This window comes from Streptomyces sp. NPDC052107, assembly GCF_040680215.1.
Taxonomy (GTDB): Bacteria; Actinomycetota; Actinomycetes; order Streptomycetales; family Streptomycetaceae; genus Streptomyces.
On record NZ_JBFAWG010000036.1, the window covers coordinates 24275 to 49037 of the forward strand.

At 72.1% G+C, this 24763-nt stretch carries 21 protein-coding genes; 11 read left to right on the forward strand and 10 right to left on the reverse strand.

All coding sequences use genetic code 11. From position 1 onward, the window contains the following. Positions 1-56: 56 nt before the first annotated feature. Both AB0M27_RS29605 and AB0M27_RS29610 read right to left on the reverse strand, forming a co-directional pair. Positions 57-1460 (reverse strand): HAMP domain-containing sensor histidine kinase, encoded by a 1404-nt coding sequence (locus AB0M27_RS29605; RefSeq protein ID WP_365725949.1) that lies wholly within the window; start codon positions 1458-1460, stop codon positions 57-59. 9 nt (positions 1461-1469) lie between these two features. Beyond that, entirely contained in the window at positions 1470-2156 is a 687-nt protein-coding gene (locus tag AB0M27_RS29610) for a response regulator transcription factor (RefSeq protein ID WP_365725951.1), read from the reverse strand. A gap of 289 nt (positions 2157-2445) precedes the next feature. Here AB0M27_RS29610 and AB0M27_RS29615 point away from each other — a divergent pair, with 289 nt between their 5' ends. The 8 genes from AB0M27_RS29615 to AB0M27_RS29650 all read left to right on the forward strand — a co-directional run bounded on the left by AB0M27_RS29615 (position 2446) and on the right by AB0M27_RS29650 (position 8824). Then, a complete protein-coding gene (locus tag AB0M27_RS29615; RefSeq protein WP_351805829.1) occupies positions 2446-3222 on the forward strand; it encodes an amino acid ABC transporter ATP-binding protein in 777 nt (258 codons plus the stop codon). A gap of 74 nt (positions 3223-3296) precedes the next feature. Continuing rightward, positions 3297-4133 (forward strand): glutamate ABC transporter substrate-binding protein, encoded by an 837-nt coding sequence (locus tag AB0M27_RS29620; protein WP_365725953.1) that lies wholly within the window; start codon positions 3297-3299, stop codon positions 4131-4133. A 75-nt stretch (positions 4134-4208) separates the two neighbouring features. After that, entirely contained in the window at positions 4209-4874 is a 666-nt protein-coding gene (locus AB0M27_RS29625) for an amino acid ABC transporter permease (RefSeq protein ID WP_365725955.1), read from the forward strand. After that, a complete protein-coding gene (locus tag AB0M27_RS29630; protein WP_365725956.1) occupies positions 4871-5764 on the forward strand; it encodes an amino acid ABC transporter permease in 894 nt (297 codons plus the stop codon). Before AB0M27_RS29625 ends, AB0M27_RS29630 begins: the two co-directional genes overlap by 4 nt. Positions 5765-5942: 178 nt before the next feature. Then, a complete protein-coding gene (locus tag AB0M27_RS29635; protein WP_365725958.1) occupies positions 5943-7550 on the forward strand; it encodes an FAD-dependent monooxygenase in 1608 nt (535 codons plus the stop codon). A 76-nt stretch (positions 7551-7626) separates the two neighbouring features. Beyond that, positions 7627-7713 (forward strand): putative leader peptide, encoded by an 87-nt coding sequence (locus AB0M27_RS29640; RefSeq protein WP_353962876.1) that lies wholly within the window; start codon positions 7627-7629, stop codon positions 7711-7713. A gap of 77 nt (positions 7714-7790) precedes the next feature. Continuing rightward, the gene (locus AB0M27_RS29645; protein WP_365725960.1) at positions 7791-8324 is read left to right on the forward strand and encodes a cysteine dioxygenase; all 534 of its coding nucleotides are present in this window, start codon (positions 7791-7793) and stop codon (positions 8322-8324) included. 56 nt (positions 8325-8380) lie between these two features. After that, positions 8381-8824, forward strand: a complete 444-nt coding sequence (locus AB0M27_RS29650; protein ID WP_365726007.1) for a rhodanese-like domain-containing protein — start codon at positions 8381-8383, stop codon at positions 8822-8824. A 101-nt stretch (positions 8825-8925) separates the two neighbouring features. Here the strand turns inward: AB0M27_RS29650 and AB0M27_RS29655 are convergent, their stop codons facing one another. The 3 genes from AB0M27_RS29655 to recA all read right to left on the reverse strand — a co-directional run bounded on the left by AB0M27_RS29655 (position 8926) and on the right by recA (position 13660). Next, on the reverse strand, positions 8926-11454 hold the full coding sequence (locus AB0M27_RS29655; protein ID WP_365725961.1) for an ABC transporter permease: 2529 nt from the start codon (positions 11452-11454) through the stop codon (positions 8926-8928). Between the two features lie 217 nt (positions 11455-11671). Beyond that, on the reverse strand, positions 11672-12529 hold the full coding sequence (gene recX / locus AB0M27_RS29660) for a recombination regulator RecX (protein WP_365725963.1): 858 nt from the start codon (positions 12527-12529) through the stop codon (positions 11672-11674). A 3-nt stretch (positions 12530-12532) separates the two neighbouring features. Continuing rightward, positions 12533-13660, reverse strand: a complete 1128-nt coding sequence (recA, locus tag AB0M27_RS29665) for a recombinase RecA (RefSeq protein WP_365725964.1) — start codon at positions 13658-13660, stop codon at positions 12533-12535. A 312-nt stretch (positions 13661-13972) separates the two neighbouring features. Here recA and AB0M27_RS29670 point away from each other — a divergent pair, with 312 nt between their 5' ends. Further along, the gene (locus tag AB0M27_RS29670) at positions 13973-14719 is read left to right on the forward strand and encodes a hypothetical protein (protein ID WP_365725966.1); all 747 of its coding nucleotides are present in this window, start codon (positions 13973-13975) and stop codon (positions 14717-14719) included. A 119-nt stretch (positions 14720-14838) separates the two neighbouring features. Here AB0M27_RS29670 and AB0M27_RS29675 read toward each other — a convergent pair whose 3' ends face one another. Further along, complete coding sequence (locus tag AB0M27_RS29675) at positions 14839-16086, reverse strand: AI-2E family transporter (protein WP_365725968.1); 1248 nt, start codon at positions 16084-16086, stop codon at positions 14839-14841. A 116-nt stretch (positions 16087-16202) separates the two neighbouring features. Next, positions 16203-16397, reverse strand: coding sequence for a DUF3046 domain-containing protein (locus tag AB0M27_RS29680; protein ID WP_365725970.1), 195 nt, complete (start codon positions 16395-16397; stop codon positions 16203-16205). Between the two features lie 80 nt (positions 16398-16477). On the opposite strand from AB0M27_RS29680, the gene AB0M27_RS29685 reads away from it, so the two are divergent. After that, complete coding sequence (locus tag AB0M27_RS29685; protein WP_365725972.1) at positions 16478-17422, forward strand: hypothetical protein; 945 nt, start codon at positions 16478-16480, stop codon at positions 17420-17422. 96 nt (positions 17423-17518) lie between these two features. Here AB0M27_RS29685 and AB0M27_RS29690 read toward each other — a convergent pair whose 3' ends face one another. Genes AB0M27_RS29690 through AB0M27_RS29700 form a run of 3 tightly spaced genes read right to left on the reverse strand, consistent with a single transcriptional unit; the run spans position 17519 to position 19550 of the window. Further along, positions 17519-17827 (reverse strand): AzlD domain-containing protein, encoded by a 309-nt coding sequence (locus AB0M27_RS29690; RefSeq protein ID WP_365725974.1) that lies wholly within the window; start codon positions 17825-17827, stop codon positions 17519-17521. Beyond that, entirely contained in the window at positions 17824-18573 is a 750-nt protein-coding gene (locus AB0M27_RS29695; RefSeq protein ID WP_365726009.1) for an AzlC family ABC transporter permease, read from the reverse strand. The genes AB0M27_RS29690 and AB0M27_RS29695 overlap by 4 nt, the downstream gene beginning before the upstream one ends. A 50-nt stretch (positions 18574-18623) precedes the next feature. Next, positions 18624-19550, reverse strand: a complete 927-nt coding sequence (locus tag AB0M27_RS29700) for an AraC family transcriptional regulator (RefSeq protein WP_365725976.1) — start codon at positions 19548-19550, stop codon at positions 18624-18626. A 189-nt stretch (positions 19551-19739) separates the two neighbouring features. On the opposite strand from AB0M27_RS29700, the gene AB0M27_RS29705 reads away from it, so the two are divergent. Next, positions 19740-24731: an ATP-dependent helicase gene (locus AB0M27_RS29705; RefSeq protein WP_365725980.1), complete on the forward strand. Its 4992-nt coding sequence runs from the start codon at positions 19740-19742 to the stop codon at positions 24729-24731. The last annotated feature ends 32 nt before the right edge of the window (positions 24732-24763 follow it).

Consider the following 24763-nt stretch of genomic DNA (forward strand, 5'->3'; position numbering starts at 1 on the left):
CCCACAGCCCCCGGCTCCAGGCCCCGCGGCACCCAGCACCAGCCCCGCCGCCCCGGTCAGGTCTCCCTCTGCCTCGGCACGGTCACCGTCACCCGCAACCCCCGCGGCTCATGGTGGGCGTAGTCGATCGAGCCGCCGCCTGCCGTGAGCAACGCGTGCACGATGGACAGGCCGAGGCCCGAGCCCTTGATGTTCTGGTGGCGGCCGCTGCGCCAGAAGCGGTCGCCCACGCGCGCGAGTTCCTCTTCGGTGAGGCCCGGCCCGGTGTCGGTGACGACGACCGTGGATCTGTCGCCGTCGGCGGCGACGGTGACCTCCACCGTGCCGCCCTCGGGGGAGAACTTCACGGCGTTGTCGATCACCGCGTCCAGGGCGCTGGACAGAGTGATCGGGTCCGCCCAGGCTGTCGTGGGCGGGCAGTCCCCGGTCAGCCGGACGCCCTTGGCCTCGGCGGCCGGAGACCAGGAGGCGACCCGCTCCTCGGCGAGGGCGCCGATGTCGGTCAGCCTCAGGTCCGCCTCGGCGTGCTCGGCCAGCGCCAGGTCCAGCAGGTCGTCCAGGACCTGGGCGAGGCGCTTGCCCTCGCTGCGGACCGAGGCGATCTCCTCGTTGTCCTCGGGGAGTTCGAGGGCGAGCAGTTCGATGCGTAGCAGCAGCGCCGCGAGCGGGTTGCGCAGCTGGTGCGAGGCGTCCGCGACGAAGGCGCGCTGCTGCTCCAGCACGTCTTCCACGTTGTCCGCCATCTCGTTGAACGAACGGGCGAGCCGTCTGAGTTCCGGCGGCCCGCCACCGACCGCCACCCGCGACTTCAGCCGCCCGGTGGCGATGTCGTGGGTGGTGGCGTCCAGGACCCGTACCGGTCTGAGCACCCAGCCGGTCAGCCGCAGGGCCGCGCCGACGGCCAGCAGCATCGCCGCGATCTCGCCGGCCCCGATGATCAGCCAGCCGCGCAGGGTCCGCGAACGCATCTGCCCGGTGGGCGAGTCGGTGACCACGACCGCCACCACGTCCCCGTCCCGGATCACCGGCGAGGCCACGATCAGCCGGCTGCGCTGCCAGGGCCACACCTGCCGCGGATCATGGCTGCGCCGGCTGAGCAGCGCCTCCTCGAAGGCGTCCCGCATCTCCCCCGTCCGCGGTACGAACCAGTCGTCGGGGGCGTTGGCCATCGCCGAGCCGTTGCGGTAGAAGACGCCCGCGCGGATGCCGTAGACGCCGTAGTAGCTGCCGAGTTCGCTGCGCAGCGCCTCCAGGCGCTCGTCGGTGCTGGTGCGGCGCGATCCGCTGGGCCCGTCGGTCACGAACTGGGCGAGCGCCGCGAAGCGTGCCGTGTCGTCGATGCGGTCGACGACGACCTTCTGCTGCTGTGCGGCGGCCACGCTGATGGCGAGCGGGAGGCCCAGGGCGAGGAGGACGGCCGCCATCAGGATGATGAGCAGCGGCAGGAGCCGAGTGCGCACCCGTCCCCGCTAGGCGGCCGGGGCGACGAGCCGGTAGCCGACGCCGCGTACGGTCTCGATCAGCGCGGGCATGCGCAGTTTGGCGCGCAGGGAGGCGACGTGCACCTCCAGGGTGCGGCCGGTCCCCTCCCAACTGGTGCGCCAGACCTCGCTGATGATCTGCTCCCGCCGGAAGACCACTCCGGGGCGCTGCGCGAGCAGGGCGAGGAGATCGAACTCCTTGCGGGTCAGTTGGACAGCCGAACCGTCGACGGTGACCTGCCGGGTGGGCAGTTCGATGCGTACGGGACCGAGGACCAGGGCGCTCTCGCCGCCGGTCGCCGGGTCCTCCTGGACGGTGCGCCGGCTGACGGCGTGGATACGGGCGAGCAGTTCCCCGGTGTCGTAGGGCTTCACCACGTAGTCGTCGGCGCCCAGGTTGAGCCCGTGGATGCGGGAACGGACGTCGGAGCGGGCCGTCACCATGATCACCGGAGTGCTGGTGCGTTTGCGGATCTTGCCGCAGACCTCGTAGCCGTCCTGGTCGGGCAGGCCCAGGTCGAGCAGGACCACGCCGAAGCCGTTGCCCTCGGGGACGAGCGCCTGCAGGGCCTCCTCGCCGCTGCGCGCGTGGGTGACGTCGAAACCGTGCCGCGCGAGTACGGCGGACAGGGCAGCGGCGACGTGGTTGTCGTCCTCGACGAGCAGCAGTCTCATCCCGGCCCCCTCCGGTTCAGCGGTCGTACGTTCTCGGTTCGCGTGCGTCGTATAGCTCACGCGCGCGTGCACCATGGCAGTGACGCCGATGGACAAGGACGGCGTCAAGGGGGTTCCGGTCGCCCGTCGCTTCCGTTATCCGGCCGATACGCACCGGGGCGGCAAGTGCTACGACGCGTGTCCGATTGCTATCGGATCGTGATGCTCAGATCTCCCTCAGATGTGATGACGCAGGTCACAGCCGCTCACTACTGTCCACCGAAACCGAGGAGGACGGAGCCCGAGAGCGATGACCAATGTATCGGTGACCAAGGAAGACGTGGTCACGTCCGACGAACTGGTCGTCCTGAAGAGCGTCAACAAGCACTTCGGCGCGTTGCACGTGCTCCAGGACATCGACCTGACGATCGCCCGCGGCGAGGTCGTCGTGGTCATCGGGCCCTCCGGGTCCGGAAAGTCGACGCTGTGCCGCACCATCAACCGTCTGGAGACGATCGACTCGGGCACCATCGCCATCGACGGCAAGCCCCTGCCCCAGGAGGGCAGGGAGCTGGCCCGGTTGCGGGCGGACGTCGGGATGGTCTTCCAGTCCTTCAACCTCTTCGCGCACAAGACCGTGCTCGAGAACGTGATGCTGGGGCAGCTCAAGGTCCGCAAGGCGGACAAGAAGCAGGCCGAGGAGAAGGCGCGGTCCCTGCTCGACCGGGTCGGTGTGGGCACCCAGGCCGACAAGTACCCCGCCCAGCTTTCCGGCGGCCAGCAGCAGCGCGTCGCGATCGCGCGGGCACTGGCGATGGACCCGAAGGTCATGCTCTTCGACGAGCCGACCTCCGCCCTCGACCCCGAGATGATCAACGAGGTCCTCGAGGTCATGCAGCAGCTCGCCCGTGAAGGTATGACGATGGTCGTCGTCACCCACGAGATGGGCTTCGCACGATCGGCTGCAAACCGTGTGGTCTTCATGGCCGACGGCCGGATCGTGGAAGAGGCTGCGCCCGACCAGTTCTTCAGCAACCCGCGCAGCGACCGGGCCAAGGACTTCCTGTCCAAGATCCTGCACCACTGACGACGCAGGCCCCGCGCCCCTGGGTTGCCTTTTCAAACGGACCTCGTTCCGCACCCCATCAAAGGATGTTCACCATGAAGCTCCGCAAGGTCACCGCCGCCTCGGCCGCCGTACTCGCGCTCGCCGTGGGCGCCACCGCGTGCGGCGGCGGCAAGAAGGACGACAACGGCTCCTCCGGCGGTGGCAAGAAGATCGCCATCGGCATCAAGTTCGACCAGCCGGGCCTCGGCCAGAAGACCCCGCAGGGCTACGCGGGCTTCGACGTCGACGTGGCCACCTATGTCGCCAAGAAGCTCGGCTACAGCGCCGACCAGATCGAGTGGAAGGAGTCGAAGAGCGCCGACCGCGAGACCATGCTGCAGCGCGGTGACGTCGACTTCATCGCCGCCACCTACTCGATCACCCCGGAGCGCCAGCAGAAGGTCGACTTCGCCGGCCCGTACCTGCTGGCCCACCAGGACGTGCTGATCCGCGCGGACGACAACAGCATCAAGTCTCCCGCGGACCTGAACAAGAAGAAGCTGTGTTCGGTGACCGGCTCGACCTCGGCGCAGAACGTACACGACAAGCTGGCCCCCAAGGCGCAGCTCCAGCAGTACCCGACGTACTCGGCATGCCTGACCGGTCTGCAGAGCAAGGCGATCGACGCCCTGACCACGGACGACTCGATCCTCGCCGGCTACGCCGCCCAGTCCCAGTTCAAGGGCAAGTTCAAGCTCGGCGGCTTCAAGATGACCAACGAGAACTACGGCATCGGCGTCAAGAAGGGCAGCCCCCTCAAGGACAAGATCAACAAGGCCCTTGAGGAGATGGTCTCCGACGGTTCCTGGGAGACGGCCGTGAAGAAGAACTTCGGCCCGGCCGACTACAAGAACGAGCCCGCCCCGAAGATCGGCGACATCAAGAGCTGAGGCAACGCCCGGCAGCTGCGCCGTCCCCGAGGGCGGCGCACCGGGCATCCCTAACACGCGGAAGCGCGGGAGATCGTGTTCGACTTTCTTGACAAGTACGACGTGCTGGGTGCCTTCTGGACGACGGTGCAGCTCACGCTGCTCTCCGCCGCGGGCTCCCTGGTCTGGGGCACTCTGCTGGCCGCCATGCGGGTGGGTCCGGTGCCGCTGATGCGCGGTTTCGGCACCGCCTACGTGAACATCGTGCGGAACATCCCGCTCACAGTGATCATCCTGTTCGCCTCACTCGGCCTGAAGGACACCCTCGGCATCAATCTGGGGTCGGACGTCGTCAGTACCACCAGCTTCCGGCTGGCAGTGCTCGGTCTGATCGTCTACACGTCGTCCTTCGTCTGCGAGGCGATCCGCGCCGGCATCAACACCGTTCCGGTCGGCCAGGCGGAGGCGGCCCGGGCGATCGGCCTGAGCTTCACCCAGGTGCTGGTCCTGGTCGTGCTGCCGCAGGCCTTCCGTGCGGCGGTCCTCCCGCTGACCAACGTGCTGATCGCATTGACGAAGAACACGACGGTGGCGGCTGCGATCGGCGTGACGGAGGCGGCACTCCTGATGAAGCAGATGGTGGAGAACGAGGCGCAGCTGTTGTTGATCTCCGCGGTCATCGCCTTCGGGTTCTGCTGCCTGACGCTGCCGACCGGTCTGATCCTCGGCTGGGTGGGCAAGAAGGTGGCGGTGAAGCGATGAGTTCGCTCCTCTACGACGCCCAGGGACCGCGCGCCAAGCGGCGCAACATCCTCTACACGGCGCTCTTCATAGTCGCGCTCGCGGCCGTCGTCTGGTGGGTGTACACGTCCCTCGACGACAAGAACCAGCTGGACTGGCCGCTGTGGAAGCCGTTCTTCACCGGCACGGAGGCGTACTCGACGTACATCTGGCCCGGCCTGCAGAACACGTTGAAGGCCGCGGCGCTGGCCATGGTCATCGCGCTGCCGCTGGGCGCCGTCCTCGGTATCGCACGGCTCTCGGACCATGTGTGGGTACGCGTCCCGGCCACGATCGTGGTCGAGTTCTTCCGCGCGATCCCGGTACTGGTCCTGATGATCTTCGGCAACGAGCTGTACAGCCAGTACACCAACGTGAGTTCCGACGACCGTCCGCTGTACGCGGTCGTGACCGGCCTGGTGCTGTACAACGCGTCGGTGCTCGCGGAGATCGTCCGCGCGGGTATCCTCGCCCTCCCGAAGGGGCAGTCCGAGGCGGCCTTGGCGATCGGTCTGCGCAAGGGCCAGGTGATGCGGCTCATCCTGCTGCCGCAGGCGGTCACCGCGATGCTCCCGGCCATCGTCAGCCAGCTGGTGGTCATCGTGAAGGACACCGCCCTCGGCGGCGCCGTCCTCACCTTCCCCGAGCTGCTCGCCTCGGCGAACACGATGAGCGGCTACTACGGCGCCAACACGATCGCGTCCTTCACGGTGGTCGCCGTGATCTACGTGATCATCAACTTCTCGCTGACCTCGTTCGCGAGCTGGCTGGAGGGCCGGCTGCGGCGGCGCAAGAAGTCGACCGGCGCGGTGCTCGGCGTCGAGGACACCGTGAGCATCGCGGGCCACGCGGGTACGGGAACCGCCGCCTGACGCCAGGTCAGACCCGAAAGCATCACCCGGAGGCAGTGGCGTGATCGCCACTGCCTCTGGTCGCTTGACGCAAACTCTGCCAATGGGTTGCATACATTCTGTGATCGTGCACCCCGCCCCCCCCTTCCTGTTCACTTGTCTCCGTCAGGGCATCGTCACGGGCAGGGGGCGCCGCGTCATGGACCCGGTGATCATCGTCGGAGCGGGGCCGGTCGGGCTGACGCTCGCCCTGGCGCTGGCCCGCCAGGAGGTGCCGTGCGTCGTCCTGGACGAGGGCCCGGGCAAGGACGAACCCCGTCCGGCGCGCACCGTCGTGCTGCGCGAGGACACGGCCGCCCTGGTGGAGCGGCTGACCGGGGTGGCGCTCGGTGAACACGGTGTGCGCTGGGCCGGCTGGCGGTCCGTCAGGCGCAAGCAGGTGATGAGCGAGATCACCTTCGAGGAGGCGGACCCAGCCGCCCCGCTGCACGTCGCCCAGCACGTCCTCACCGGCGCCCTGCGCGCGGCCATCGACGACGAGCCGCTGGTGAAGGTGGCCGTGGACAGCCGTCTGGACTCGATCGAGCAGGAGCGTTCCGGCGTCGCGGCGCACACGCGGGGGCCGAACGGCACGTGGTGGCGCGGCAGTTACCTGATCGGCTGCGACGGACCGCGCTCGACGGTGCGCAAACTCCAGGACATCCGCTTCCCCGGCCGTACGGCGGTGGAGCGGCACGCGGTCGCCGCGCTGCGCACGGAACTTCCGTGGGAGGGTCGGGCGTTGCTCCATCGGACGCCGCCGTGGCGGCAGACCGGGCCCTCGGCCGGGGAGGTGACCGCCCGCCCCCTCCCGGACGGCGTGTGGCGCCTGGACTGGCTGCTGCCACCGGGCAAGGACCTGGTCACGCCCGAGATCCTGGTGGCCCGGATCCGCGAGACGCTCGCGGGTTGGACGGACGGCTCCACACCGGCGTACGACCTGCTCGACACCGGTGTCCACACGGTGCACCACCGGCTGGCCCGCCGGTGGCGCGTCGGCCGGGTCTTCCTAGCCGGGGACGCGGCCCATCTGCTCGGCGCGCTCGGCACCCAGGGGCTGGACGAGGGCCTCAGGGACGCCGACAACCTCGCCTGGAAGCTGGCACCGGCCTGGCACCACGGCCCGCACGAGGCATTGCTGGACAGCTACCAGGCCGAGCGGCGCGCGGTGGTCGCCACCCGGCTGCGCGCCGCCGACCAGGTGTTGCCGGTGCTGCGCGGCGCCGGCGGGCTGCGCCAGATCGTCCCGCGTGCGGCGCGCGGCCACGACACGCTGCTCACGGACGGTCACTTGGGGCGCGGGCCGCTCGGTGCGCCGGGGGCGTACGCCGACTCACCCCTTGCGCCCCGGCATCTGGCGGGCGAGATCCCGGTCGAAACCCCGCCCGGCGCACCCGTCGCCGACGTTCGGGTCACCGCGGAGGATGGTTCCTTCGTCCAACTGCGCGACCGGCTCGGCCGCGGCGCCCTCCTGGTCGTCCTGATCGCGCCCGGCACCGGAGTGTGGGACCGCAAGCACTGGGTCTCCGCCGGAGTGATGCCCCGGCTGGCGGCGGCCGTGACCGCGCTGCCGTACCCCGCCGAACTGCTGGTCGCCGAGAGCTACCCGGGTGCGCCGGCGCACAGCGTGCTGCTCGTGCGCCCCGACGGCCACCTGGTCACCGCGCTGAGCGGGGTCCGCCCGGCCGACCTCTACGCGGCGGCGGAGGCGACGGTGGGCGGCGCTGCCAAGGAGGAGCCGGCCCAGGCGGCCTCCGGCGCCCGCTGACCGTAGGTCCGTCACCCTCTGTCCACATGGTGACGGTGAGTTGACCGGAGTACAGCGGCATGCTGTACTCCGGACCATGACCGACACCTGCGTGCGCCTGTGGCGGAGGGTCCACATGGACCTCGTCCGCTATGCGGGCTGCGTGTGTCGCCCGTCCCGCTGAATTCGCATCCCTCTTTCCTTCCGGGCGCCTCGGTGCGCCCGCTCCGCGAACCTTCTTCAGGCTTCAGGACGGTGTACGTGTCTGTATCTCCTGCTCCCGTGTCCCCTGCCGTCGGCTTGGCGCCCGCCCAGGCGGACCTCCTCGACTTCGTCCGGCGTACGGCCGCCGACGCCGAGCTGATCGCCTCCCTTCCACTCGACCCGGAGGGCCGCACCTGGGTGCGGCTGCAGGGTCCGGGCGGCAGCGAGGCCTGGCTCATCGGCTGGCCGCCCGGCACCGGCACCGGCTGGCACGACCACGCGGACTCGGTCGGCGCGTTCCTCACCGCCTCGGGTGTCCTCAAGGAGAACTCGCTCGCCGCCCGGCTGCCGACCGACGGCTGGAGGACCCTGGAACTCACCGAGGGCGTCGACCGCGCACGCCGGCTGCCCGCGGGCGAGGGCCGCTCCTTCGGCCACCACCATGTCCACGAGGTCCTCAACGAGTCCCCCGACGAGCACGCGATCTCCGTGCACGCCTACTACCCGCCCCTGCCGCGCATCCGCCGCTACAGCCGCACGGGTCATGTGCTCCGCCTCGAGCAGGTCGAGCGCCCGGAGGACTGGCAGTGAGCGGCGCGGAGGAGACGGCGATGGGCGGTATCGGGGTGAGCGCGAGCGGCGGCGGCATGGGCGAGCAGTCGGCGGGCGGCGCAGGAGCGGTGGCCGACTGGGATCAACGGCCGGTCGGCATCGACGAGTTGCTGAAGCGGGTGCGCGCGGGCTACCGGCGCATCGAGGCACGGGAGGCGCACGAGGCGGCGCGGACCGGCGAGGCGCTGCTGGTCGACATCCGGTACGCGGCCCTGCGCGAGCGGGACGGGCTGATCCCCGGCGCTCTGGTCATCGAGCGCAACGAACTGGAGTGGCGCCTCGATCCCCAGGGCAGCCACCGCGTCCCCGAGGCCACCGGCCACGACCTGCGGGCCGTGGTGATCTGCAACGAGGGCTACGCCTCCAGCCTCGCGGTCGCCTCCCTCCGGCAGCTGGGCCTGCACCGGGCCACGGACCTCGTGGGCGGCTTCCAGGCATGGCGGGCGGAGGGCCTCCCGGTGGAGCCGGCGACGCCCTGACTCGGAACGGCCCCGGGAGGCCTGGGAGGCGATACAGCACCGGGGATCGTGCGGATCCCCCGTGCCGGCACGGGGGTTCACCCACTTTCTCTTCCTTGCTGCTACTCCTTCGCCGTGGCCACCGTCACCGCTCGGACCCGCAGTGCCGCGCGTCCGGGAACCGCAGTGGCCACGAGCGCGAGGAGACCGGCGACCCCGACGACGGTGACGTAGAGCAGGGGCGTGACCGAGGGCGCCGCCCGGCCCGTCATCCCGACGCTGAACGCGGTGAGCACGGCGAGCGCGATACTGCTGCCGAGCGAGGTGGCCAGGAACAGGACGGACAGCGCTTCGGTGCGCAGCATGCGCAGCGCTTGACGGCGGGTCGCGCCGGCGAGGCGGAGCAGGGCGAACTCACGGACACGCTCCGCGACCGACATGGCCAGCGTGTTGACGACGGCGATGGCGGTGAAGGCCAGCACCAGTCCCATGGCGAGGTAGTTGACCTCGGCGTTCGTCTGCTGCCGCTCGGCCTGCAGGGTGTCGGCGTCGGCCGGTGAAAGAATCCGCAGACCCGGGAACTCACGGAGTGTAGTCGCGAGTTGTGTCTGTGTACGGGTTGTGCTGACGAACACGGAGGAGGCGAGCGGGTTGTCGACGTGGCGGGCGACGAGGTCGTGGGCGAAGGTGAGGTCGCCGAAGCCGAGACCCCGGGCATAGACGGCGGCGACGGTGAGCGTGGCGGGCGTCCCGTCGCCGAGGGTGAGCTTCAGGGTGCTGCCGGGCGCCAAGTGTTCCTGGTCGGCGGCAAGTTGACTCACGGCGACCGTCCCGGGAGCAAGTCGGTCGAGGGAGCCGGCGGTGACCTGCGGGTCCCAGGTGCGGGTCAGGCCTGCCGGGGTGACGCCCTGCGCGGGGTACTTGTCGAGGCCGACGCGGACGGTCGTGCGGACGACTTCCGTGACGGTGTCGTGCCCCGCGCGCAATCGCTGTGCCGCCTCATCAGGGACGCCGGGCCCCTGCGCGGCGACGACCCAGTCGGCCCGTACGCCGTCTCGGGCCTGTCCGCGGGCGGCGTCACCGAGGGTGGACTGGACGAACAGGACGGTGCAGGTCATGCCGATGAGCAGGGTGAGGGGGGTGACGACGGAGGCCATGCGGGCGGCGTTGCCTCGCAGGTTCGTGGTAGTGAGACGGCCGCTATGACCGGTGAGCCGGAGCGGGCCGGCGAGCAGCAGCGCGGCCGCCCTGACGAGCAGGGGACCGAGCAGGGCGACGGAGGTGGACAGGACGATGACGGCGAGGAACGTCACGGGAGTCGAGGCGGGCTCGGTGCGCAGGGAGGTGAGGACGACGACGAGGACGACTCCTCCGGCCAGAAGCAGCAGTCCGGCGACGATCCTGCCCCAGGCGGGACGAGTCCGCTCGGTCCTGGCCTCGGCCAGAGCCTCGGCCGGACGAATCCGGACGATCCTGCGGGAGGCGATCCGGGCCGCGGCCCAGGCACCGAGCAGGGTGGCGGCCAGTGCGGCGAGCGGCGGGAAGACGCTGACGGTGTGCTCGAGCGTGGCGGGTACGGCGCCCAGGGCGACGAACCTGGAGTAAAGCCAGCCACCCAACGGCAGCCCGAGCAGCGCACCCACGGCGCCCGCCGCCCCACCGACGATCAACGCCTCCCGGCCGATCAGCTTGCGGATCTGTCCGCGGGTGGCGGCGATGGCGCGGAGAAGGGCGAGTTCGCGGTGGCGCTGCTGCACGGTGAGCGCGAAGGTGCCGACGACCACGAGCACCGCCACCAGGAGCGAGGTCCCGCCCATGGCGCCGCCCATGCTGACCAGCCGGGTGCGGGCGGCGGCCGCGTCCAGGAACTCGAGGGACCCGCGGGCGGCTCCCGTGCTGACCTGGGCGGTGGTGCCGTGCAGCGCCCGCGCCACGGCGTTGCGCACCTGCTCGGGGTCGGTTCCCTCGGCCGGCAGCACACCGTACGCACTGACCTGCCCCTCGTGCGCGGCCAGCCGGCGGGCCTCGGCGGCGGAGAAGAACAGGGACGTCTGGTGGTGTACGGCGGCGGCCGGGGCGGCGATACCGGTGATGCGGTAACTGCGCGGCGCTTGTGTGGACTGCACGGTGAGCCGGTCACCGGGCCGCAGCCGGGCCCGTGCGGCGAGGTCGCTGTCGATGACCAGGTCGCCGTCGGACCTGGGCGCGCTGCCCGTGATCAGCCGGTACGGCGTCAGCCCGGCGGAATCCCAGGCGTGCCCGTATGCGGTACGGCCGCTGGTACCGGCCGGTGTCAACGGCTGGGCGGGGAAGGTGAGTTCGGGCACGACCCGGGCCACCCCGGGGACGTGGGCGAGCCTGGTGTGCAGCCCCTCGGAGAGCCAGGCGCGTTCGGCGATGGGTTTCGCCTTGTGCTTGACCTTGGTCTTGCCCTTCTTGTGTTTGACGGTGGTCTGGTGGACGTACTGGTCGCCGGAGACCACGACGGGAGCGGCAGCGTAGCGCTCGGTGCGGATGGTGCCGCGCAGGCCGGTGTCGAGGAGGGTGCCGCAGGCGGTGATCAGGGCGGCGGCACACATCAGCGCGAGGAAGGCGCCGAGAAAGCCCGCCTTCCGGGCACGGACCGTCTGGAGGGCGTATCGCAGCATCATCGGGCGGGGCTCTCTTCTGTTGTACGCGTCGGCTGGGTCGTACGCGGTCGGCCACGGCGGCTGTGCATGCCGTGGTCCGGAGCGTGCGTACAGACTCGCCCGCGCATGGCGGGGAGAGCACTGCGGTGGCCCGGCGTCTTCGGCGGGGGCTAACCCCAGTGCGGGCGCGGGGAGTTTGCGAGAACCCGGTGGCCTCCCCGCCCTGCGCGCCGAAGACTCAGAAGTCTCCTTCGCCGAGGAACTCCGTGTCCTCGCCCTCTTCCTCCAGTGCCTGGCGGACGACACGGAGGGCCATGCCCTCGGGGTAGCCCTTGCGGGCGAGCATGCCGGCGAGGCGGCGGAGCCGCTTGTCACGGTCGAGGCCACGGGTGGCACGCAGTTTGCGGGCCACGAGCTCGCGGGCCGTCACCTCCTCCTGCTCGGAGTCCAGCTGGGACACGGCCTCGTCGATCAGCGCCGAGTCGACCCCCTTGGTGCGCAGTTCCTGGGCGAGCGCCCAGCGGGCGAGTCCCCGGCCGTGGTGCCGGGACTCCACCCAGGCGTCGGCGAACGCGCTGTCGTCGATCAGCCCGACCTCCTCGAACCGCGACAGCACCTCCTCGGTCACGTCCTCGGGGATCTCCCGCTTGCGCAGGGCGTCCGCGAGTTGCTTGCGGGTGCGCGGGGTCCCGGTGAGCAGGCGCAGGCAGATCGCCCGTGCCCGCTCAGCCGGGTCCCCTGAAGACTCCCCCCGCTCGGCCCTCGACGAGGAAGGGGCGCCTTCGTCCTCACCGGGCGCGTCCCCGAAACCGTGCCGCCGGCCGCGCCCCCGGCCGGCCCGCGGGCCGACGCCACCGCGCGAGCCGCGGCCGGGCGAGCCACCCCCGTACGGCTCGTCGCCCGTGTCGCCCGGGTGGGCGCCGCCGGCGTCCCGGTAGCCACCGGTGCCGCGGTACTCGTCGTGCCCGCCGTGACCCTCGTCCGGGTATCCGTCACCGCCGCGCGGGGCGGAGCCCGAGTAGCCCCCGGTGCCCCTCCCCCGTGTGGCACCGGGGGTGGCGTACTCGTACTCGGCCCAGTCGGTTCGTCGTGTCACGGGTCAGCTCTTGGCTGCGGCGGCCTTGGGCTTGGTGGCCTTGGCGGCTGCCGGGGCGGGCACCGTCTTGGCGTCGTCGGCGGCAGAGGCGGTGACCGCCGCGTCCCCGCCCGGCTCGGCGGCGGGCTCCTCCGGCCGGACACCGACGCCCAGCTTCTCCTTGATCTTCTTCTCGATCTCGTTGGCCAGGTCGGGGTTGTCCTTGAGGAAGTTGCGCGCGTTCTCCTTGCCCTGGCCGAGCTGGTCGCCCTCGTACGTGTACCAGGCGCCGGCCTTGCGGACGAAGCCGTGCTCCACGCCCATGTCGATCAGGCCGCCCTCGCGGCTGATGCCCTGACCGTAGAGGATGTCGAACTCGGCCTGCTTGAAGGGCGGGGCGACCTTGTTCTTGACGACCTTGCAGCGGGTGCGGTTGCCGACCGCCTCAGTGCCGTCCTTCAGGGTCTCGATGCGGCGGATGTCGATGCGCACCGAGGCGTAGAACTTCAGCGCGCGGCCACCGGTCGTGGTCTCCGGGGAGCCGAACATCACACCGATCTTCTCGCGGAGCTGGTTGATGAAGATCGCGGTGGTCTTGGACTGGTTGAGCGCGCTGGTGATCTTCCGCAGCGCCTGGCTCATCAGGCGGGCCTGCAGACCGACGTGGCTGTCGCCCATCTCGCCCTCGATCTCCGCGCGCGGGACGAGCGCGGCGACGGAGTCGATGACGATCAGGTCGAGGGCACCGGAGCGGACCAGCATGTCCACGATCTCCAGGGCCTGCTCGCCGTTGTCCGGCTGGGACAGGATCAGGTTGTCGATGTCGACGCCGAGCTTGCGCGCGTACTCGGGGTCGAGGGCGTGCTCCGCGTCCACGAAGGCGACTTGGCCGCCGGCCTTCTGCGCGTTCGCCACCGCGTGCAGGGTCAGGGTCGTCTTACCGGACGACTCCGGACCGTAGATCTCGACGACACGGCCGCGCGGCAGGCCGCCGACGCCGAGGGCGACGTCCAGTGCGGTCGACCCGGTCGGGATGACCTCGATGGGCTCCTTCGACCGCTCGCCCATGCGCATGACCGCGCCCTTGCCGAATTGCCGTTCAATCTGCGCGAGCGCGGCGTCGAGCGCCTTCTCGCGGTCGGTTCCTGCCATGGGTTCCACCCGGTTTGCTTGAGTCGATCGCTTCACGTCAAAGACGCTAACGCCTGCCACTGACAATGCGCCCCGACGCAGGTCCAGCCTGTGGATAACCACGGGACTTCTTCCCGCAAAACGGGGCGAAATCCGCCACCCAAAGCCTCGCCTGAGCCTCCATGAGAATGGATGTTCGATTTTGGTGTCAAGCGCACCACGCGGTGCCCGGAACCCGTGCTTCGGCACCCGGCGCCGCTACTCCCGGCGGCGTACGGCGGGTGTCATCGGCCGGACGACGACCGGGCGGGCCGCTCCCCGGAGCCTTGGCCCATGAAGAATCCGCGCGCCCTCGACCGCCTCTGTCATGCGACGGGGCTGCTCCTCGTCCTGTCCGGTCTCGTGCACCTGGGGGTGTTCGCGGTCGACGGTGGCCCGTGGGCCGGTCCCGTCTCCTGGCGCAAGCCCGTCACCTTCGGGCTCTCCTTCGGACTGACGCTGATCGCGATCACGTGGGTCACGTCGTATCTGCTCGTCGGCCCGCGGCTGCGCTCGGCCCTGCTGCTCGTCTTCGCCGCCGACTGTGTGGTGGAGGTCGGCGGCATCACCCTCCAGGCCTGGCGCAGGGTGCCTTCGCACCTGAACATGGAGACCCCCTTCGACTCGGCGGTGTCCATGACACTGGCAGTCGGCGGCGGTGTCCTGGTCGCCCTGCTCACGGTGTTCGCGGTCGCGTCCTTCCGGCACCGGCCGACAGGCCCGGCCGGCATGCCGCTCGCGGTCCGCTCCGGGTTCGCGATGCTGCTGGTGGCACTGGCCTCCGGGGCGGCGATGATCGCGCGCGGGGTCGTGCTGACCCGCACCGGGCATCAGGAGGCCGCCTACCACTCGACGGCCCCGCTCAAGCCCGTGCACGGCGTGAGCCTGCACGCCGTGCTCGTCCTGCCCGCGCTGGCCTGGCTGCTGTCCCGCTCGCCCTGGAGCGAACGGACACGGCGGCGGATCGTGGCCTCGGCGGTCGGCTGCTACACGGCGGCCGTTGCCGGAACGGGAGTGTGGGCGGTGCTGACATACCGGTGACAGGCGCTGTCGTACCGATGACAGGCGTTGGTGTACCGATGACGGGACCGCGGCCGCACCGGCCCACCACGCCCCCTCCCGTCACCGGCCCGCGGCGTCCGCCTCCGGGGCGCGCCGGTCTACGACGACTCCTCCGGCTCGGGCTGACCGGCCCGCGGCCGGCGTATTCGCGCCAGCACCCCGGGGCCGCCCGGGCCCCGGCCGCGGTGCCCGTGCACCCTGGGGTCGTCCGTGACGGCGTAGCGCTTCACATACGCCCCGAGGAAGGCCTGGAGGGTGGCCACCGCAGGGATGGCGATCAGCGCGCCGACGGCGCCCAGCAGTGCGGTGCCGGCGATGACCGAGCCGAAGGCGACCGCGGGGTGGATGTCGACCGTTCTGGCGGTCAGCTTGGGCTGGAGCATGTAGTTCTCGAACTGCTGGTAGACCACCACGAAGACCAGCACCCACACCGCGTACCAGGGGTCGACGGCGAACGCGATCAGCATCGGCAGCGCGCCGGCGAGGTAGGTGCCGATGGTCGGGATGAACTGCGAGACCAGGCCCACCCAGACGCCGAGCACGGGCGCGTACGGCACGCCGAGGGACTGGAGCAGGATGTAGTGGGCGACGCCGGAGATGAGCGCCATCAGGCCGCGTGAGTAGAGATAGCCGCCCGTCTTGTCGACGGCGATCTCCCAGGCGCGCAGCACCTCGGCCTGGCGTGCGGGCGGCAGGACGGAGCACAGGGCGCGGCGCAGCCGGGGGCCGTCGGCCGCGAAGTAGAACGAGAACAGCCCCACCGTCAGCAGCTGGAACAGGCCGCCGAGCACCTGCGCGGAGACGTCGAGAACTCCGGCGGCGCTGTTCTGCGCGTACTTGCGCAGCCAGTCGGAATGGAGCAGGCCCTCCTGGACGTCCACCCGCCGGAGCTCGGTGTGGAAGGTCTCATTGATCCAGTTGATGAGCGAGTCAAGGTAATCCGGGAAGCCCTCGACCATCTTGATGATCTGACCGGCCAGCATGGAGCCGAGCAGGGTGACGAACCCGGCGACGACGATCGTCAATCCGAGGAAGACCAGGAAGGTGGCCAGCCCCCGGCGCATGCCTCGGGCGGCCATCCGGCTCACAGCGGGCTCGATCGCGAGGGCCAGGAAGAACGCGATCAATACGTTGATCAACAGCCCGGTCAGCTGGTGGAAGGCCCAGCTGCCGAGCTGGAACGCGGCGATCAGCGCGAGCGCGAGCACCATGGCGCGCGGCAGCCAGCGCGGCATGCGGCCGCCCGCGGCGACGGCGCCGGGGGCCGGGGGCCGCTCGCGCGGAGTCGTGCCGGTCGGTGCCGCGTCCCGGGTCAGCGGCTCGTTGTCCTCGTCAATCGGTGCCACGCGCCAAGTCTCGCCCACGCCACCGACAACCGGCGCCCACCTGCGATCTTCGTGACCGATCGGTGCCGTACGGCCGATCTCTTCACGGAAGAATCGGGATATTCCAGGCAGTCGCGTCAGCGCCGCTCGCCCGGCACGTCCATGACCGTGCAGACCGCGCGCCACACGTCCTTCGCGTCCCAGCCGGCGTCCAGCGCCTCGTGCACCGTGCGCCCGCCCAGCTCGGACATGACGTGATCGCGCGCGAAGGTGTCGGCGTACCCCGGACCGAAGTGTTCCGCCATTCGCTGCCAGAAGACCGTCAACCGCATGACTCCAGTATCCCGCCCCTGGGGGTGGGCCCCGGCCGGGAGCGCTTGCCGAGACCGCTTTCCGTCCTACGGTCTGACGCATGGCCGAAACAGGAGCTCCCCCACTCCCTTCCACGCCCCCGGCGCGCTCCCCGCTCTTCCGCGCCGAGCAGTTCGTGTGGCTCACCGCGCGCGTGCTGGAGCAACGCCTCTTCGCGTACCACTTCCTGCACGGCACCCCGGAAGCGGTGGAAGCGGCGCTGGACGCCTACCGCAACGAGGACGGCGGGTACGGGCACGCGCTGGAGCCCGATCTGCGCGGACCCGTGAGCCAGCCGCTGCACACCGCGCACGCGCTGCGCGTCCTGGACGCCATCGGGCGTTGCGGCGGGCAGCGGGTCGAGCGCGTGTGCCGCTATCTGACCTCGATCTCCACCGCGGACGGCGCCCTGCCGGCGATCCATCCCAGCCAGCGCGGATATCCGGTGGCACCGTTCGTCCCGGTAGTCGAGGACCCGCCCAGCGAGCTGCTCGCCACGGGACCGGTGGTCGGGCTGCTGCACCGCAACGAGGTGTGGCACGCCTGGCTGTTCCGGGCCACCGACTTCTGCTGGCAGGCCGTGGAGTCCCTGGAGAAGTCCCACCCGTACGAGGTGGAGGCCGCCGTGGCCTTCCTCGACTCCGCTCCCGACCGCTCGCGCGCGGAGTCCGCCGCGGACCGGCTCGGCCGTCTGGTGCGGGAGCAGCGGCTCGCGGCCCTGGACCCGGACCGGCTCGACACGTACCCGGTCGCGTCCGGCTACGCCCCCGGCGAGCACCACTTCCCGCACGACTTCGCCAGGACTCCGGAGTCGCTCGCGCGCGCGTGGTTCACGGACGACGAGATGGCACGCTCCCTGGACCACCTGGCCGCCGAGCAGCAGAACGACGGCGGCTGGCCGATCCGGTGGCACCGGTGGGCACCGGCCCCCGCACTGGAGGCTCGCCCCTTGGTGACGATCGAGGCACTGCGCACCCTGCGGGCGTACGGCCGTTTCGTGGGGTGAGCCGGTGCCGTACGGCCGCCCGCCCGGAGGCCCAGCCCGACCGGGTCGCGCGCGGAACCGCCCGCGTGAGCCGCGCCGGCCCGTGTCGGTCCCGTGTCATCCGCCGAGCGCCCGTACGCCCGCCGTCACCACCACGGCCGCCGCGACGACCAGCAGGAACGGCGCGCGCAGCACGAGCGCCACGGCGGCCGCGCCGAGCCCCGCGAGCCGAGCGTCCAGCACGAGCCCGTGCCCGTCGGCGAACGTCTGCTGGGCCGTGAGCGCGGCGAGGAGGGCGACGGGCAGCAGGGCGGCGAGCCGCCTTACGAACGGCCGCTCCATGGCGCCCGCGGGCACCAGCAGCCCGGCGAGCTTGACGGCGTAGCAGCCGAAGGCGGTCAAGCCGATCGCGATCCAGGTGTTCACCGGTCCTCCTCCGCTAGGGCGCCGCCGCCCGATCCGCTCACTGGCTCGCCCTGCGGGCCGCGCGGCCTTCGACGCCCCTCGGCGACGAGAGCGATGGGTGCCGCCAGGGCCGCCACCAGGACCGGAACGCCGGCCGGCAGGACGGGCAGCAGGCCCAGGCCCAGCAGGACCGCCAGGCCCGCGACCGCGCGCTCGGTGGTCGTCCTCAGCATCGGCGCGAGCAACGCCAGGAACACGGCGGGCCCGGCCGCGTCCAGTCCCCACGCGCGCGTGTCGCCGATGGCCTTGGCGCCGAGCGCGCCGAGCAGCGTGGTGAGGTTCCAGAGCGCGTACAACGTGAGCCCGGTGACGGTGAAACCGATCCGCCGGGCGCGCCGGGTCGGCTGCGCCAGGGTGACCGCCGTGGTCTCGTCGATCACCCACTGGGCGGCGAACGGCCGTACCGCGCGGGGGAGGGCGAGCAGCTGCGACAGCCGCAACCCGTAGAAGGCGTTGCGCACGCCGAGGAAGAAGGCGCCGGCGGCCGCCGTGAACGGGTTGCCTCCGGCGGCGAGCGCTCCGACCAGGGCGAACTGGGAAGCGCCGGTGAAGACCAGGAGGCTGAGCGCGCAGGTCCGGAGCAGTCCGAGCCCACTGCCGGCCGAGGTCACCCCGAAGGCGAATCCGGACAGACCGACGGCGACACCGACCCCGAGGGCGTCCCGTACGACGGCCCGGTCGGGCTTGTCCGCGCCGTCAGCGGTCATGTCCGCGAGTGCTGTCTGCTGTGCCACGCCCCGGACGGTACGGACGTCCCTCACCCCGGGTCTTGTACGTTCTTGCGCCCGCGCACGTTCCTCGGCTCGCCCGCGTTCCTGCGCTCGCGCTGGTAGGCCCCCGGGGGCACGCCGACGATCCGGGTGAAGTGCCGGTTGAGGTGCGGCTGGTCGGCGAAGCCGACGGCCACCGCCGCCTCGGCAGGAGGCGAGCCCGCGTCGAGCAGGAGTCGCGCGCGGCGCACGCGGGCGTCGGTCAGCCAGGTGTGCGGCGGCATGCCGTAGGCGTCACGGAACGCCCGCAGCAGCGCGAACGGGCTGGCGCCGAGATCGGCGGCCAGCCGTTCCAGGGTCGGCGGGTCGACCATCCGCTCGTCCAGCTCCGCACGCGCGCGTGCCGCGATACCGGCTCCGGCCGTGCGGACCCGCCGCTGCGGCAGCGGCCCGCCGTTCAGCCGCAGCAGCCTGGTCACGGCTATCCGCAGCAGGGTGTCGGCGGCCAGCGCGTTGCCCTCGTCGGCGGCGCGGAGCACCTGGTGGACCAGGCGGACGCTGTAGGGGTCGTCGAGGACGGGGCTGACGAAACCCGGCGTGCCCCGGATGGTGGTGGTCTCGGACGCGATCGCGGCGACCACCTCGGGTGAGGGGTAGACCGCGCCATACCGCCAGCCCTCGGGGACGCCGGCACGGCCGGTGTGCGGGGTGTCCGGGTTGACCAGGGCGAGGGCTCCCGCGCCCGCGGACACGTCGGAGCCTCGGTGGTGGAAGACCTCGACGCCGTCGGCTACGGCCGCGATCACGAAGTGCTCGTGGGTGTGCCGGACGAAGGTCTTGTGGATGTACCGGGCCCGCAGCAGGTCCACGCCCGGCAGCTCGTCGTACCGCCAGTGCCGCGCACGCTCCACCGGCCGACGCCCACCGGTCTCCCCGCCCGCCCGTTCCTCGCCCCGCCGAGCCGCACCCGCCATACGCCCATTCTCCGCCCCGCCGCACGCGACCGGCCTCGGCCCTCTCCCCGTCCCATGGCCCGCAGCCGCCACTGACTCCTCGCACCACCCGCAGCCGCCACCGCTCACTCCCTTCCGCCGCCCACTCCCCGCCGCAGGGCGTTTGCCCAGGTCAGCGCGATTGTCAGTGGCCGGGTGCAGGATGGACGCATGGTCAGCTCCGCGCACCGAGCCCTCGACGGCTTCTCACCCGCGACCCGCGGCTGGTTCACGGGGGCGTTCTCCGCGCCCACCGCGGCCCAGGCCGGTGCATGGCAGGCCATCGGTGCGGGCTCGGACGTGCTGGTGGTGGCCCCGACCGGCTCGGGCAAGACGCTGGCCGCGTTCCTCGCCGCCCTGGACCAGCTGGCCTCGGCCCCGCCCCCGGCCGACCCGAAGAAGCGCTGCCGGGTGCTCTACGTGTCCCCGCTGAAGGCCCTCGCGGTCGACGTCGAGCGCAACCTCCGCAGCCCGCTGACCGGCATCCGCCAGGAGTCCGTGCGTCTGGGCCTGCCCGAGCCCGAGGTCAGGGTCGCCATCCGCTCCGGCGACACCCCGGCGGCCGAGCGGCGCGCCCTGTCCACCCGCCCGCCGGACATCCTGATCACCACCCCCGAGTCGCTGTTCCTGATGCTGACCTCGGCCACGCGCGACGCGCTGACGGGCGTGGAGACGGTGATCCTGGACGAGGTGCACGCGGTCGCGGGCACCAAGCGCGGCGCCCATCTCGCGCTCTCCCTGGAGCGGCTCGACGAGCTGCTGCCGAAGCCGGCCCGCCGGATCGGCCTGTCGGCGACCGTCCGCCCGGTGGACGAGGTGGCCCGGTATCTCTCGCCGCACCGCAAGGTGGAGATCGTCCAGCCGGAGTCCGGCAAGGAGTTCGACCTGTCCGTGGTCGTCCCGGTCGAGGACATGGGTGAGCTGGGCGGTTCCCCTGCGGCCGACGCCGCCGAAGGCGGCGAGAAACCGTCGATCTGGCCGCATGTGGAGGAGCGGATCGCGGACCTGGTCCAGTCCCATCGCTCCACCATCGTGTTCGCCAACTCCCGGCGCCTCGCCGAGCGGCTGTGCAACCGGCTCAACGAGATCGCCTACGAGCGTGCGACCGGCGAGACGCTGGACGAGCACCACTCCCCGGCCCAGCTGATGGGCGGCTCGGGCGCCGCGCAGGGCGCGCCCCCGGTGATCGCCCGCGCGCACCACGGCTCGGTCTCCAAGGAGCAGCGCGCCCTGGTCGAGGAGGACCTGAAGGCGGGCCGGCTGCCCGCCGTGGTCGCCACGTCCAGCCTGGAGCTGGGCATCGACATGGGCGCCGTCGACCTGGTCGTGCAGGTCGAGTCCCCGCCCTCGGTCGCCTCCGGCCTGCAGCGCGTCGGCCGGGCGGGGCACCAGGTGGGCGCCGTCTCCACCGGCGTCGTCTTCCCCAAGTACCGCGGCGACCTCGTCCAGGCGGCCGTGGTCACCGAACGGATGCGCTCGGGCTCGATCGAGTCCCTGAAGGTGCCCGCGAACCCGCTCGACGTGCTCGCGCAGCAACTGGTCGCGATGACGGCGCTGGACACCTGGCAGTTCGACGACCTGCTCGCCGTGGTCCGCCGTGCCGCACCCTTCGCGTCGCTGCCCGAGTCGGCGTTCACGGCGGTCCTCGACATGCTCGCGGGCCGCTATCCGTCCGACGCGTTCGCGGAGCTGCGCCCGCGCGTGGTGTGGGACCGCGTGGCCGGCGAGATCACCGGCCGCCCGGGCGCCCAGCGCCTCGCCGTCACCTCCGGCGGCACGATCCCCGACCGCGGCCTCTTCGGGGTCTTCCTCGCCGGATCCGACCCCAAGAAGGGCGGCGGCCGGGTCGGCGAGCTCGACGAGGAGATGGTCTACGAGTCCCGGGTGGGCGACGTCTTCACGCTGGGCACGAGTTCCTGGCGCATCGAGGACATCACCCGCGACCGGGTCCTCGTCTCCCCCGCGCCCGGCGTGCCGGGCCGGCTGCCCTTCTGGAAGGGCGACCAGCTGGGCCGCCCGCTCGAACTGGGCCGCGCGGTGGGCGCGTTCCTGCGCGAGGTCGGCTCGCTGCCCAAGGACGACGCCCGGCTGCGGCTGCTCGCTGCGGGCCTGGACGCCTGGGCGGCGGACAACGTGCTGTCGTACCTGGACGAGCAGCGCGAGGCCTGCGGCCATGTCCCCGACGACCGCACGATCGTCGTGGAGCGGTTCCGCGACGAGCTGGGCGACTGGCGGGTCGTCGTCCACTCGCCCTTCGGCGCCCAGGTGCACGCCCCGTGGGCTCTCGCGCTCGGCGCCCGCCTGTCCGAGCGGTACGGCATGGACGCGCAGGTCATGCACGCCGACGACGGCATCGTGCTGCGTCTGCCCGACGCGGACCTGATGGGCCTGGACCTGCTCGACCAGGAGCCCATGAAGGCCGGCACGGAGTACGACAGCGACCAGGCACCCGTGGGCGCGGCGGACGTCGCCTTCGACAAGGGCGAGGTCGACCAGATCGTCACCGACCAGGTCGGCGGCTCCGCCCTGTTCGCCTCCCGGTTCCGCGAGTGCGCGGCCCGCGCGCTGCTGCTGCCGCGCCGCAACCCCGGCAAGCGCACCCCGCTGTGGCAGCAGCGCCAGCGCGCGGCCCAACTGCTCCAGGTGGCGAGCGAGTTCGGCTCGTTCCCGATCGTCCTGGAGGCCGTCCGCGAGTGCCTCCAGGACGTCTTCGACGTCCCCGGGCTCGCGGAGCTGATGGGCGACATCGAGTCCCGCAAGGTGCGCTTGGTCGAGGTCACCACCCCGGAGCCGTCCCCGTTCGCCCGCTCCCTGCTGTTCGGGTACGTCGCCCAGTTCCTGTACGAGGGCGACTCGCCGCTGGCCGAGCGCCGCGCCGCCGCGCTGTCGCTGGACTCCCGGCTGCTGGCCGAGCTGCTGGGCCAGGCGGAGCTGCGCGAACTGCTCGACGCCGAGGTGCTGACCGAGCTGGAACGGGAACTGCAGTGGCTCACCGAGGACCGCCGGGTCAAGGACGTGGAGGGCGTGGCTGACGTGCTGCGGCTGCTCGGTCCGCTGACCGACGCCGAGCTCGTGGCGCGGGGCGCGGATCAGCAGTGGGCGCGCGAGCTGGCCGGTGCCCGCCGGGCCATCAAGGTCCGGATCGCCGGCACCGATCACTGGGCGGCGGTCGAGGACGCGGGCCGGCTGCGCGACGCGCTCGGCACGGCACTGCCGGTCGGCGTGCCCGAAGCCTTCACCGAGCCGGTCAAGGACCCGCTGGGCGATCTGCTCGCCCGTTACGCCCGCACCCACGGCCCGTTCACGTCGGCCACGGCGGCGGCCCGCTTCGGCCTGGGCGTGGCGGTCACCGAGGGGGCCCTGCAGCGGCTCGCCGCGAACGGCCGGGTCGTGCAGGGCGAGTTCCACCCGGCGGGCATCGGCCAGGAGTGGTGCGACGCGGCCGTGCTGCGCCGCCTGCGCCGCCGTTCCCTGGCGGCCCTGCGCCATGAGCTGGAGCCCGTGCCACCGGCGGCGCTGGCCCAGTTCCTGCCCCAGTGGCAGCACATCGGCAAGGGGCACGGTCTGCGCGGCATCGACGGACTGGTGCGCGCCATCGAGCAGTTGCAGGGCGCCTCCGTGCCCGCCTCGGCCCTGGAGAAGCTGGTCCTGCCCTCCCGCGTGGCGAACTACACGCCCTCGATGCTCGACGAGCTGACCGCCGCGGGCGAAGTGGTGTGGTCGGGCGCGGGCGCCCTGCCCGGCAAGGACGGCTGGGTCTCCCTCTATCTGGCGGACGCGGCCCCCCTGTTGCTTCCGCCGCCCCACCCCCTGGAGCTGACGGCGCTGCACCAGTCCGTCCTGGACGCCCTCTCCGGCGGCTACGGCCTGTTCTTCCGCCAGATCGCCGACCAGGTCCGTGCCACCACCCACCCCGACGTCACCGACCCCCAACTGGCCGACGCGCTCTGGGACCTGGCCTGGTCGGGCCGGCTCACCAACGACACCCTCGCGCCGATGCGCTCCCTGCTGGGCTCGGGCCGTACGGCGGGCTCGACCGCCCACCGCGCCAAGCGCGCCGTCCCGCGCGGGCGCTACGGCTCCCTGACGGCCGCCGCACGCTCCGCGTCCCGTACCGGCCCGCCGACGGTCGCCGGCCGCTGGTCACTGCTGCCCGCGGCCGAGCCGGACCCCACCGTGCGCGCGCACGCGCTGGCCCGCACCCTGCTGGACCGGCACGGCGTGGTCACCCGCGGGGCAGTCGCCGCGGAGGGAGTCGAGGGCGGCTTCTCGGCGGTGTACCGGGTGCTGTCCGCGTTCGAGGAGAGCGGCCAGGCGCGGCGCGGCTATGTGGTCGAGGGCCTGGGCGCGGCCCAGTTCGCCATGGACGGCGCGGTGGACCGGCTCCGCGCGGTGTCCAACGCCCGCGAACGCGGCGAGACCCTGACCGCCGCGGCCCCCGGAAACGGCTTCCCGGGCCCCTCGAACGGCTTTGCCGCACCGGCGTTCCCGGCCGGCTTCGGCGGAAGCGACGGCGCACCCCACGAACACCCCTTCACCGGCGCCTTCGACGGGTCGGACGGCGGTTTCGCCCACCCCGGCCTCGAGGGCGACTCCACCTGGCCACCGGCAGACCCTCCGCCCGCCCCCGGCGACTATGTCTCGCCCCGCGACCTCGCCGACCCCTTCGCCTCCCCCGGCTACGGCGGCCCCCGAGGAGGCGGAGCCGGCGCCTACGGCTCACCGGCGCATCGGGGGTACGGCAGCGGTCGTACGGGTACGGCCTCACCCGACCCACGTGCCGCGGTCCTCGCCGCGGCCGATCCCGCCAACGCTTACGGCGCGGCCCTGTCCTGGCCCGAGCCGCCCACCGGTGCCGGGCACAAGCCGGGCCGCAAGGCGGGCTCGCTGGTCGTCCTGGTGGAGGGCGAGCTCACGCTGTACATGGAGCGCGGCGGCAAGACCCTGCTGGCCTGGCCCGTCGGCCCGGACACTCCGGCCCCGGACGACCCCCGGCTCCGTACGGCCGCGGAGGCCCTGGCCGCCGCGGCCCGCGCGGGCTCCCTCGGCACGGTCACGGTCGAGCGGATCAACGGCGCCCAGGCCCTGACCTCGCCGATAGGCACCCTTCTCGAGGCAGCGGGCTTCGTGGCCACGCCGCGCGGCCTGCGCCTGAGAGCGTGACCGCCGAGAGGCGCTCCGCCACGGGCGACGGG

Excerpts from the sequence above, each read along its gene's own strand:
- AB0M27_RS29610 (WP_365725951.1), bottom strand. The coding sequence starts at position 2,156 with ATGAGACTGCTGCTCGTCGAGGACGACAACCACGTCGCCGCTGCCCTG.
- AB0M27_RS29615 (WP_351805829.1), top strand. The coding sequence starts at position 2,446 with ATGACCAATGTATCGGTGACCAAGGAAGACGTGGTCACGTCCGACGAA.
- AB0M27_RS29620 (WP_365725953.1), top strand. The coding sequence starts at position 3,297 with ATGAAGCTCCGCAAGGTCACCGCCGCCTCGGCCGCCGTACTCGCGCTC.
- AB0M27_RS29630 (WP_365725956.1), top strand. The coding sequence starts at position 4,871 with ATGAGTTCGCTCCTCTACGACGCCCAGGGACCGCGCGCCAAGCGGCGC.
- AB0M27_RS29635 (WP_365725958.1), top strand. The coding sequence starts at position 5,943 with ATGGACCCGGTGATCATCGTCGGAGCGGGGCCGGTCGGGCTGACGCTC.
- AB0M27_RS29640 (WP_353962876.1), top strand. The coding sequence starts at position 7,627 with ATGACCGACACCTGCGTGCGCCTGTGGCGGAGGGTCCACATGGACCTC.
- AB0M27_RS29650 (WP_365726007.1), top strand. The coding sequence starts at position 8,381 with ATGGGCGAGCAGTCGGCGGGCGGCGCAGGAGCGGTGGCCGACTGGGAT.
- AB0M27_RS29655 (WP_365725961.1), bottom strand. The coding sequence starts at position 11,454 with ATGATGCTGCGATACGCCCTCCAGACGGTCCGTGCCCGGAAGGCGGGC.
- recA (WP_365725964.1), bottom strand. The coding sequence starts at position 13,660 with ATGGCAGGAACCGACCGCGAGAAGGCGCTCGACGCCGCGCTCGCGCAG.
- AB0M27_RS29670 (WP_365725966.1), top strand. The coding sequence starts at position 13,973 with ATGAAGAATCCGCGCGCCCTCGACCGCCTCTGTCATGCGACGGGGCTG.
- AB0M27_RS29680 (WP_365725970.1), bottom strand. The coding sequence starts at position 16,397 with ATGCGGTTGACGGTCTTCTGGCAGCGAATGGCGGAACACTTCGGTCCG.
- AB0M27_RS29685 (WP_365725972.1), top strand. The coding sequence starts at position 16,478 with ATGGCCGAAACAGGAGCTCCCCCACTCCCTTCCACGCCCCCGGCGCGC.
- AB0M27_RS29695 (WP_365726009.1), bottom strand. The coding sequence starts at position 18,573 with ATGACCGCTGACGGCGCGGACAAGCCCGACCGGGCCGTCGTACGGGAC.
- AB0M27_RS29700 (WP_365725976.1), bottom strand. The coding sequence starts at position 19,550 with ATGGCGGGTGCGGCTCGGCGGGGCGAGGAACGGGCGGGCGGGGAGACC.
- AB0M27_RS29705 (WP_365725980.1), top strand. The coding sequence starts at position 19,740 with ATGGTCAGCTCCGCGCACCGAGCCCTCGACGGCTTCTCACCCGCGACC.